The sequence below is a fragment of the Aeromonas sp. QDB18 genome, assembly GCF_027705325.1.
Taxonomy (GTDB): Bacteria; Pseudomonadota; Gammaproteobacteria; order Enterobacterales; family Aeromonadaceae; genus Aeromonas; species Aeromonas caviae.
In genome coordinates, this window is sequence record NZ_JAPDBQ010000181.1 from 1 (window position 1) to 7495 (window position 7495).

Sequence of the window (7495 nt, forward strand, 5' to 3'; positions counted from 1 at the left end):
GATCTCGCACCTCGATAACTGTACGTAAGATCAGTATAGTTCGTGGTAACTGACTGCTAATCATGGGTAATCAGGTTGTGCTTTTTATAACCGAATTGAAGAGGTAACCATAGTCGCTCACTTCCTACCTTTGGAGCTCTGAGGGTCGGATGAGTAGGGTACCAAGCGCAACTCAACTTGTTGAGTGAAACGTTTTACTGGAGGTGAGATTTGATACGTATTTTTGATGGGGATCAGAAATCGGGGAGGGCAGGCGGTTTGTAGTAGGGGTTTTGGGGATGGCCTCCCAGAACAGCAAAACCACTTAATCGCAGAAATGGTGATGCAGGATAGGGTTGGCCCCACAGAGATAAAGCAGGGAAAGCGAACAAACAGAGCAGGCCGTTGGCTCAATACCCCGTCATCTCCAGATAGCCGACGCCCTGGGCATCCCCCGAGACGGATACCGCTCCTTCCCAGTAGTCAAAGCGCCCCGTCATGGCCTGATTGGGTTGGCGGGTCTCAATGGTGAGCGTCATATCGGCGGCTTCCAGCTGCCACTCGATGGGGTAGGGCTGCCCCTTGGGGCCGCGCCAGGTCTTGCCGGGGGTGAGGCGGAGACTGTCTGGGGCGAGAACCCGGCTGCTGCCGTCCCGCTCAATCAGGATGCCGTATCGGTTTTCGGGATTGGCGCGGCCCGCCTTGGTGCGCAGGCGAAACAGCATCAGCTCGCGGCCATCTTCAAATTGCAGCGAAAACCAGTCCCAGCCCGATTGCCACTCGGCCAATACCGAGCTGCTCCACTCATGATCAAACCAGCCCTCACCGCTGACATTGCGGGTCTCGCCATCCAGGGTCAGGGTGCCGCTGATGGTCAGGCGCGGGTAGGAGTAGTAGAAGGAGGCGTTGCCCGGGCTCTTCTCGCTGTAGCCCTGTTTGCCCTGCAGTACCGCCGGTTTGGCGGCGCTCACCTGCAAATCAAGATCCCCCGCCTTGCTCTGCACCTTGAGGGTGGCGGGAAAGAGCGCTTCCCCTTGGGAGGCCAGCACCCAGTCTTTCAGCCAATACTCACCGCCGCTGGCACCGGCGAGGCCCGGCCCCTGGCGGCTGGTGCGCTCGTCCTGCTGGTGGCTGCCTTTGCTCACATCCGTGATGGCGAACTGGGCCAGCCAGAGCTGGGGTGTGAGCCAGGGGTTGTCGGATGTTATCTCCTGCTCGATGCCTTGCCTGAACAGGGTCCACTGCATGCCGTAGCCGCGTCCCTGCTCGTCTTTCAGGTTGCCGGTGAGATACCACCACTCGGAGCGGTAGTCGGGGTGGGCGCCGTGATCCGCGGGCAGGCGGATGGACTGACCCGGCAGGGCCTTTTTGAAGTGATCGCTACCGCCGCCAAGGATGGCACCCAGATCGTTGGCACCGATCCCGGTGCCATACAGGGTGCAGAGCAGCGCCAGCCACCAGATGTTGAATGTTTTCATACCACTCTCCTTGCGGCGTACCAGGAGGCCAGCGCCCCGCACACCGGCGCCAGCAGAAGCGCCGTGACGGCGTGCAGGGGGGCGGCCTCGAAGGCCAGCCGCCAGCCGAAGGCGCGGGGGTTGACCACCTCGATCAGCACCCAGGCGAGGCCATAGCCCACCGGCAGGGCCAACAGCGCAGTGAGCAGCCCGAGGCCCGCCCCCTGCCACACCAGTAACCGGCGGCAGTGGCGGGGGCTCAGGCCAAGGCTCTGCAGGGTCTGCAACTCGCCGCGCCGGGCCAGCCCCAGCACCATGAAGGCCGAGCCGATGCCGACGAAGGCGATCCCCAGGATCAGCAATTTCAGCAGCTCGGTCACCACAAAGGTCTGGTCGAACACCTTAAGGGCTGCGGCGTGGATGGCGGGGGCGGGCAGGAGGTTCACCCCCTCACCAAACTGCGCCCGCAGGCGATCGGCGAGGCGCTCCGGTTGGTTGCTAAAGAGGGCGAGGGATTGCACGGCCCCGTCCTCGAAGGCGTGCAGTATCTGCCCCTTTTCGCTGCCGTAATCCTGATAGACACCGGTGACGGTGAGTGCCCTTGGGCCCTGTTCGCCGGTGACTTCGAGTGTCTGCCCCACCCTGACCCCTAGGCGCACCGTCAGCGGTTCGCTCGCCAGCACCTCGTCGGGGGCGGCGGGCCAGCGCCCGGCCAGCAGCGGATAGGCGGTTTTGAGCTCGGGGATAAAGTCCATCTGCGCCCACTCAATGGGCTGCCCCTGCCAGCGGGCGGGATGCACGGCGCGGCGGGAGGCGGCGCGCACGTCCGACGCGGCGAGTATGGTGTTGAGGGTCTGCTCGCCGAGGGCGCCCTTGTTGCCGGCCACCCCCTTGGGAGCGGTGACATAGAGATCGGCGGCCAGGCGCTGGCCGAGCCAGATCTCCACGCTCGAGCGAAAGCTCGACACCATGACCCCGATGCCGATGGCTGCCGCGATGGCCAGTTGCAGCGCCATCACGGCGATGGCGGTGCGATCCAGATGGTATTGGGTCTCGGCCACCCCGAGCCGGGCGGTGAGGGGGCCGCCGGGGCGGGATCTCAGCCGCCCCAGCACGGCGCGCAGGGCATCGGGCAGGGCGAGCGCCATGGCGAGCAGCCAGCCCCCGGCGACGAAGAGGGCGCCGGTGAGGCCGGTTTCTGGCCGCCACAGACAGAGCACGCAGAGCAGCAGGATGGCGATGGCCAAGGCTCGCCTGCGCCAGGGGTGGGCCGGCGGCCGACTGTTGCCGTCCCGCAGTTCAAGGGGGGATTGGCGCAGCAGTTGCCACCAGCCGGGCAGGTTGGCGGCGAGCGTCCCCAAAATGCCGATGACCATCGCCTTGCCAAGGCTCGCGGGGGAGAGGCGCAGCAGATCGATGGGGTTGGGGCCATAAAGGTCGGCCAGCGCCTGGGTGAGCTGCCCCATCAGAGCCAGGGCCAGGAGGCTTCCCAGCAGCAGCCCGAGCAGGGTGCCGATGCTGGCGAGGATCACAAGCTCTAGGATGAGCCAGCCAAGCACCCGACGCGGCGGCATCCCGAGGATGATGAGCTGGGCTAGCTGGGGGCGGCGCACGCTCTGCACGAAGCGCTGGGCGTTGAACACCAGAAAGAGCCCCACCGCCATGGCGAGCAGGGAGAGCGCCGTGAGGTTCAGCGCCAGGGCATCGCCGAGCTGGCTGGCATCGAGCGCCGGGCTGATGGGCTCAAGCCAGAGGGGCTGATGGGGGGCATAGGCTTGCAGGGCTGTTTGCAGGGTGTGAGCTTGCGTCTCGCTTAGCTTGAAGACGATGCGATCGAGCCGCCCTTCCTTGCCAAGCAGGGGCTGGGCGAGGCCGATGTCGGTCACCAGCAGCCGCTCCATGGGCACGGCGCCGGGTTCGAAGGTGCCCGCCAGGGTGAGGGTCAGCGCTCGCTTGCCCTCTTTGCCATCGGGCGAACTGTCGCTCAAGAGAAACGTCCGTGGCTGGCCCGGCTGCCAGCCCAGGCGCCTGGCCTCGGGGGCCGCCAACCAGACGCTGTCGGCGCGGTTCAAGGTCACGTCGGGCTTGCTGTCTGGCTCTGCGCCAAAGAGGCGGCGCAAGGGGCCGGGGTTGAAGAGATCCATCCCGAGGAGCTGGAAGCTGCGCCCCTGCTCGTCCTTGAGCCAGGCGTGCAGCTCTGGCATGGCGTCGAGATCCGGCTGGCTTCGTACCAGCTTTACATAGAGCTGCTCATCCAGCCCGCCGCTCGGCGCCAGGCGGTAATTGGCCTCCCCGGCGAGCTGGCTGCGGGCGGCGACGAAGTTGGTGCGGGCACTGTGGTTCAAGAGCTCGATGGCCACCACCAAAGAGACCCCCAGGGTGAGCCCGGTCAGGCTCATCAAGAGCAGCCAGGGGTGAGCGCGATAGAGGCGCAGCAGTGCCTTGAGGGGCAACATCAGCAGGCCCCCCAGCAGACGTCAGCCATGGCGGCGCCCCTTGAGCTCGACCAGCTGTCCCCCTTCAAGGCGCAGCACCCGATCCGCCAGGTCGCCATAGCCCGGGTTGTGGCTCACCAGCAAGAGACCGGCGCCGGTATCGCGCACCGCGCTCATCATCAGGGCCATCACCTGCTCGGCGTTGTGCTCGTCGAGACTCCCGGTGGGTTCGTCGGCGAGCAGCCAACGGGGCTGATGAATGAGGGCACGGGCCAGCGCCACCCGCTGGCGCTGGCCGCCGGAGAGCTGCTCCGGCCAGGCGTGGCGCTTGTGGGCCAGATCGAGCCGAGCCAGCAGGGCGTCAATCTCTGGCTGATGGCGAGGGAGCTGGTTGATGGCAAGGGGCAGGCAGAGATTCTCCTCCACCGTCAGGGTCGGCAGCAGGTTGAAGTCCTGATAGACGATGCCAAAGTGGCGGCCGCGCAGGCGGGCCCGCTCGTCCACAGGCAGGGTGTCGAGGCGGGTCTCCCCCAGCCAGACCTCCCCCTCGTCGGGGGGCAGCAGGCCCGCGATGAGGTTGAGCAGGGTGGACTTGCCACAGCCGCTCTGCCCCAGCAGCAGGCAGGTTTCCCCCGGGGTGAGGGCGAGATCCAGCCCCTCAAACAGGGGGAGCGTCTCGCCGCCGTTGGCGAAGCGTTTACTGAGGTTGCGCAGGCTAAGCATGGGATAACCGTTTGATGGTCAATGGCTTTCACAATGTCCGTCACTATGCCAGTTAGTGATCGCGCCTGCAAAAGGGATGGGGATCCTCGCTGGATCCCGCTTGCCTGAGGTGGTTAGAATAGGGCCTTCCATGGGTCACAGGATGCGCAAGGATGTTACACAAGCAAGTCAGTTTTATCGTCGACAGCAAGGGCGTCAAGCAGGCTGCCGTGGTCCCCATCGATATCTACAACGAGCTGATGACCCTGCAAAAGGCCCTCTCCGACAACAAGCCGGGGGAGCGCGAGCTCTACCACTTCAACGGCAAGGGGGCAGAGGCCCATGGTTATCCGGTGGGCAAGCGGCAAAACCCCGGTTTCATGGTCCAGGCGGGCTCCACCGCCAACGGCGAGGATGCGGCCTCCCTGCGCGAGGCGGTGATCGAGCTGCGCCAGGAGCTGCTGAGCAAGGGGGTGCTCACTCCCCACCCCGAAGGGGGCTTCATCTTTACCGCCGATCAGCTCTTCAACAGCCCGAGCCTGGCCGCGAGCCTGGTGGCGGGCAACAACCGAAGCGGGCTGGATGCCTGGCAAAACAGCGCAGGCTACACCCTCAAGCAATCGGGTTTTGGCAAGAAGACCTCCTGATGACGGGGCCCGGCAACGGGCCTCGCTCATGTTTGCCTGAGAGCCCGCGGCGGGCCGCTCATCAGGATGACAAGGAGGGCGGCTTCCCTTTGCGCTGCTAGCCTCAATGCCAGACGCCTGCCAGGAGATGCCGCCATGTCTGGACTCCTTCGCCTCGTGCCCGGGGCGGCCCTGCTCAGTGCCCCCGCCGCTGCGGGCAACGTCCCCCTCGATCTGACCCACAGCGGAGTCGGGCTCTTCGCCCTCGCCATCTTCGCCCTGGCTTATGCCCTGGTGATGGCCGAGGAGTACCTGAAGCTGCGAAAGTCCAAGCCGGTGCTGGTGGCCGCCGGCATCATCTGGATAGCCATCGGCCTGGTCTATACGGGGCAGGGGCAAAGCGAGCTGGTTCAGGCCGGGTTTCGCCACAACCTGCTGGAGTATGCCGAGCTGATGCTCTTCTTGCTGGTGGCCATGACCTATGTGAACGCCATGGAGGACAGGCTGCTGTTCGCCGTGCTGCGGGTACGCCTGGTGCAGGCGGGATTCAGCCTGCGTACGCTCTTCTGGCTCACCGGTTTTCTCGCCTTTTTCATCTCCCCCGTGGTGGACAACCTCACCACGGCGCTGCTGATGTGCTCAGTGGTGCTCAACGTGGCCAACGGGGAGCGCCGCTTCATCAACCTGGCCTGCATCAACATCGTCGTGGCAGCCAATGCGGGCGGCGCCTTCAGCCCCTTTGGCGACATCACCACCCTGATGGTGTGGCAGGCGGGCAAGGTGCCGTTCCAGCAGTTCTTGCTGCTCTTCATCCCCGCCCTGCTCAACTTCCTGGTGCCGGCCACCCTGATGAGCCTGATGGTGCCCCGTCTGGTGCCCGCCATGCCGGGCGAGATGGTGGTACCAAGGCGCGGCGCCGTTGTCATCGTGCTGCTCTTTGTGCTCACCATAGTGACCGTAGTCGCCTGCCATCACTTCCTGGGGTTGCCCCCCGTGCTCGGCATGATGATGGGGCTGGGCTACCTGCAATTTTTCAGTTTCTATCTGCGAAAGACCCAGCCCGTTACCCTGGCCCGGGCACGGGCGTTGTATGAGCGCACCGGGGACGAGGCCAGGCTGCTGCGTCTGGGCTCGGTGGTGCCGTTCGATGTGTTCAACAAGATTGCCAAGGCGGAGTGGGACACCCTGCTCTTCTTCTACGGGGTGGTGATGTGCGTCGGCGGCCTCGGGTTTATGGGGTATCTGGCGCTTGCCTCCCATTTCCTCTATGACGGTGGCGATCCGACCCTGGCCAACGTCGCCATCGGCCTGCTCTCCGCCCTGATCGACAACATTCCGGTGATGTTCGCCGTGCTCTCCATGGAGCCGCAGATGAGCACGGGGCAGTGGCTGCTGGTGACATTGACCACCGGGGTGGGGGGCAGTCTGCTTTCGGTCGGCTCCGCCGCCGGGGTGGCCCTGATGGGGCAGGCCAGGGGCATGTATACTTTCGTCGGGCACCTCAAGTGGTTGCCTGCCATTTTGCTTGGCTATATGGTCGGCATAGGGGCGCACCTGTGGCTCAACAGCGCCCTGTTTTAGGCAACCCGGTTCCAGGCACCAGGGAGAGGCAGGATGGGACAACTGTTCGAGGCGCTTTTGCCGCGCCATGTCACCTTTATCGAGGGGCAGAAGATCTTCTTCGTCGGCACGGCGGCCGCGAAGGGATCGGTCAATCTCTCCCCCAAGGGCGGGGATTCGCTGCGCGTCCTCGATGCCCACACCCTGGTCTGGCTCAACCTGACCGGCAGCGGCAACGAGTCCGCGGCCCAGGTGCTGCAACAGCCGCGCATGACGGTGATGTTTTGCGCCTTCGAGGGGGCGCCGCTTATCCTGCGAGCCTATGGCCAGGCACGGGTGCTGCACCGCACTGATCCGCAATGGCCGTCGTTGCTGGCGCTGTTCCCCCCAAGCGTCGCGGCTCGTCAGATCTTCCTGCTGGACATTGAACGGGTCCAGACGTCGTGCGGCATGTCGGTGCCTCTGTATGAGTACCAGGGAGACAGGGAGGATCTTGCCAACTGGTCGGCCCGTCAGGGCCGGGAGGGGATTGAGGCCTACTGGCGCAAGAAGAACCAGCTAAGCCTGGATGGGCTGGAGAGCGAGATCCTGGCGCGCAGTGGGTTGCAGGCCGATGACTGAGGCCTGCGCCCCGATGCAAAAAGCCCTGTCCATGGACACAATGCTGATCAGTTAAGGATCCATTGACCGATCCTTCTGCTGTAGGACAATCCGGAACCAATCACTGGTTCCGGAT

Annotated in this window: 6 protein-coding genes; 3 read left to right on the plus strand and 3 right to left on the minus strand. The window is 64.7% G+C overall.

Translation table 11 applies throughout. The features are described 5' to 3' along the window. Positions 1-389 precede the first annotated feature (389 nt). The 3 genes from OKC30_RS18930 to OKC30_RS18940 are packed head-to-tail and all read right to left on the minus strand — an operon-like array spanning position 390 to position 4594. Entirely contained in the window at positions 390-1457 is a 1068-nt protein-coding gene (locus OKC30_RS18930; RefSeq protein WP_160837653.1) for a lipocalin-like domain-containing protein, read from the minus strand. After that, on the minus strand, positions 1454-3892 hold the full coding sequence (locus tag OKC30_RS18935; RefSeq protein ID WP_270670472.1) for an FtsX-like permease family protein: 2439 nt from the start codon (positions 3890-3892) through the stop codon (positions 1454-1456). Before OKC30_RS18935 ends, OKC30_RS18930 begins: the two co-directional genes overlap by 4 nt. A 21-nt stretch (positions 3893-3913) precedes the next feature. Beyond that, the gene (locus tag OKC30_RS18940; protein ID WP_160837649.1) at positions 3914-4594 is read right to left on the minus strand and encodes an ABC transporter ATP-binding protein; all 681 of its coding nucleotides are present in this window, start codon (positions 4592-4594) and stop codon (positions 3914-3916) included. A 152-nt stretch (positions 4595-4746) separates the two neighbouring features. On the opposite strand from OKC30_RS18940, the gene OKC30_RS18945 reads away from it, so the two are divergent. The 3 genes from OKC30_RS18945 to OKC30_RS18955 all read left to right on the plus strand — a co-directional run bounded on the left by OKC30_RS18945 (position 4747) and on the right by OKC30_RS18955 (position 7380). Further along, entirely contained in the window at positions 4747-5220 is a 474-nt protein-coding gene (locus OKC30_RS18945) for a DUF4357 domain-containing protein (protein ID WP_160837647.1), read from the plus strand. 135 nt (positions 5221-5355) lie between these two features. Next, on the plus strand, positions 5356-6780 hold the full coding sequence (nhaD, locus tag OKC30_RS18950; protein WP_160837645.1) for a sodium:proton antiporter NhaD: 1425 nt from the start codon (positions 5356-5358) through the stop codon (positions 6778-6780). A gap of 33 nt (positions 6781-6813) precedes the next feature. Beyond that, complete coding sequence (locus tag OKC30_RS18955) at positions 6814-7380, plus strand: pyridoxamine 5'-phosphate oxidase family protein (protein ID WP_160837643.1); 567 nt, start codon at positions 6814-6816, stop codon at positions 7378-7380. The last annotated feature ends 115 nt before the right edge of the window (positions 7381-7495 follow it).

Coding starts and splice junctions, on each gene's coding strand:
- nhaD (WP_160837645.1), top strand. CDS start 5,356: ATGTCTGGACTCCTTCGCCTCGTGCCCGGGGCGGCCCTGCTCAGTGCC.
- OKC30_RS18955 (WP_160837643.1), top strand. CDS start 6,814: ATGGGACAACTGTTCGAGGCGCTTTTGCCGCGCCATGTCACCTTTATC.
- OKC30_RS18940 (WP_160837649.1), bottom strand. CDS start 4,594: ATGCTTAGCCTGCGCAACCTCAGTAAACGCTTCGCCAACGGCGGCGAG.
- OKC30_RS18930 (WP_160837653.1), bottom strand. CDS start 1,457: ATGAAAACATTCAACATCTGGTGGCTGGCGCTGCTCTGCACCCTGTAT.
- OKC30_RS18945 (WP_160837647.1), top strand. CDS start 4,747: ATGTTACACAAGCAAGTCAGTTTTATCGTCGACAGCAAGGGCGTCAAG.
- OKC30_RS18935 (WP_270670472.1), bottom strand. CDS start 3,892: ATGTTGCCCCTCAAGGCACTGCTGCGCCTCTATCGCGCTCACCCCTGG.